This window comes from Halomonas sp. 707D4 (assembly GCF_024158685.1).
Taxonomy (GTDB): Bacteria; Pseudomonadota; Gammaproteobacteria; order Pseudomonadales; family Halomonadaceae; genus Vreelandella.
The window spans coordinates 1-1,950 of the sequence record NZ_JAMZBD010000539.1; the positions used below are offsets into that span (position 1 = coordinate 1).

A 1,950-nucleotide genomic window follows, 5' to 3' on the forward strand; every position below is an offset into this window, starting at 1 on the left:
TTGCTGCCGAGGTCGATTTGCCCTTCGCCGGCCATGTCGATGCCGGGCAGCGTGATCGTCATGTCGTCGCTCGTGACCACGCCGCCCTGGATGTCGAAGGTGGCCCCGAACTGATCGAAGCGGGTGTCCGGCTGCCAGTCGCGCAGCGTGCCCTGCCCGTCGAGCTGGGCGGCGAGCTCGCACATCTGCTGCGAGACGTTGGTGTCGAGAATCGCGCCGTCGTTGAGGCGCGCGGTAAGCTCGCCATTGAGGTGGCGGGTCAGCACCGAGCGCGTGTTGCCCTGGGTGGCGAGCTCGCCCTGCAGATTGAAGCGGCCGCGAATCGGCGAGGCTTCCTCGCTGAAGGTCTCGACCAGCGGGGCGACCTGAACACCCTCGACCCGCGGCGCGAGCTGCCATTCGAGTACCGGCTCCCGGGCGTCGATGGCCCCGGTGGCCGCGAGCGTGCCGCTGTAGAAGCGCGACTCGAAGCCGGTCAGCCGATGCAGACCCTGCTCGCCGCGCAGCGCCATGCGCGCATTGGTGAAGGTCAGCCCGCCCAGCACCAGCTCGTCGAGCTCGAGATCGCCGCTCAGATCGAGGTCGGCGAGCCACGCCTGGGGCAGCATCTCGTGCTCGTCTTCTTCCTGGGCCATGGCACGACGGATCAGGCCAAGCCCGGCCTGCTGAGAAGTCACCGGCCCCGGCAGGTAGCGATCCAGATCGAGCGTGTCGCCGGTCAGGTCGAAGGCCAGCGCGCTGGCATCGAAGGCGCCGGAGAGGGCGCCGGTGAAGGTGCTGTCATCCAAGACCAGCGAGAGCTGCGGCAAGGCGAGCTGTTCGAGATCCCCTTCCACGGGACTGGTCATGGCGACATCGCTCAGCGCCGCTTCGCTGGCGGTGTTGAGCTCGAGGCCGAACCGCGTGAGCCAGGGACGTAGATTGAACGGCGCGGCGTTGAGCTGGCCCCGGTAGCGCGGTGCGTCCTGGAACTGCTCGACGTTGAGATGCCCACTTAGGCGCAGTCCGTCCGGGCCCGTGAGCTGGGCGTCACGCAGCTGAGCGGTCTGCGCTGCCCAGTCGGCTTCCAGGGCGAAGGCCAGCGAAAGCGCCAGGCTCCCTTGCCAGTTCTCCGGGTGGCGCAGGCCGGTTTCCAGGGTGGCGTCGGTCACGCTCAGGCGCCGCTCGCCGAGCCGAGCCACCATTTCTGCCGCCTTGAGGTTCACCTGCTGGGGTTCGCTGCCCTCGACGGTACTCGAGCGAGTGCCTAGCTGAAGGCCTTCCAAGGTGACGCGCTCGTCATTCAGCCCCAGGCGCACCCGGGTTTCCAGGTTCACTTCGCTGGTGAACGCCGGCGCGCGCTCGAGCGCCTCCGCGTCCAGGCGATGGTGCTTGGTCAGAGTGAACATCGCCTTGAGCGGGAAGGAGCGGGTCGGATTGACGTTGCTGCCGGAGATGTTGAGCGATTGAAGCCGCCAGAGCGCCTGCTCGAGTTCGTCGCGAAAGCGGATGTCGGCATTGCGCACTTCGACGCTTGCGATGTTGAGCACGACCGACAGGTTGCCGGCATCGACGTGGGGGCCGGCGCTGGCCGGCGCCAGCACGGTCTCGGCGCTTTCATTGTTGTGCTCGGCCAGCCGGTCCATCAGCGCCTGCCAGTTGCCTTCGCCCTGCGCGTCGCGCTCAAGGTTCAGGCGCACGCCATCGAGGGTCAGGCCATCGATGGCGATCTCGCCGCGCAGCAGCGGCGCGAAGGCCACGCTCACTTCGGCGCGCTCGACGGCGGCGAAGGCGGTGTCGTCGCGGCTCTGCTCGGGAAGCCAGGCGCGCGCCTGCTCGACGCCGACCCCGATGCGCGGGTAGAACGACCAGGTGATCGGCCCCTCCAGCGCCAGGTCGAGCCCGGTCTGCTCCTCGACCACCTCGACCAGGCGCGGCTTGAAGTCCTCGGGGTCCAGAAACGTGGTGACA

General features: G+C 68.3%; 1 protein-coding gene. It reads right to left on the minus strand.

The annotated features are described in order from the left end of the window. A partial coding sequence (locus tag BIS11_RS16310; protein WP_253586552.1) for an AsmA family protein occupies positions 1-1,950 on the minus strand: 1,950 nt, incomplete at both ends.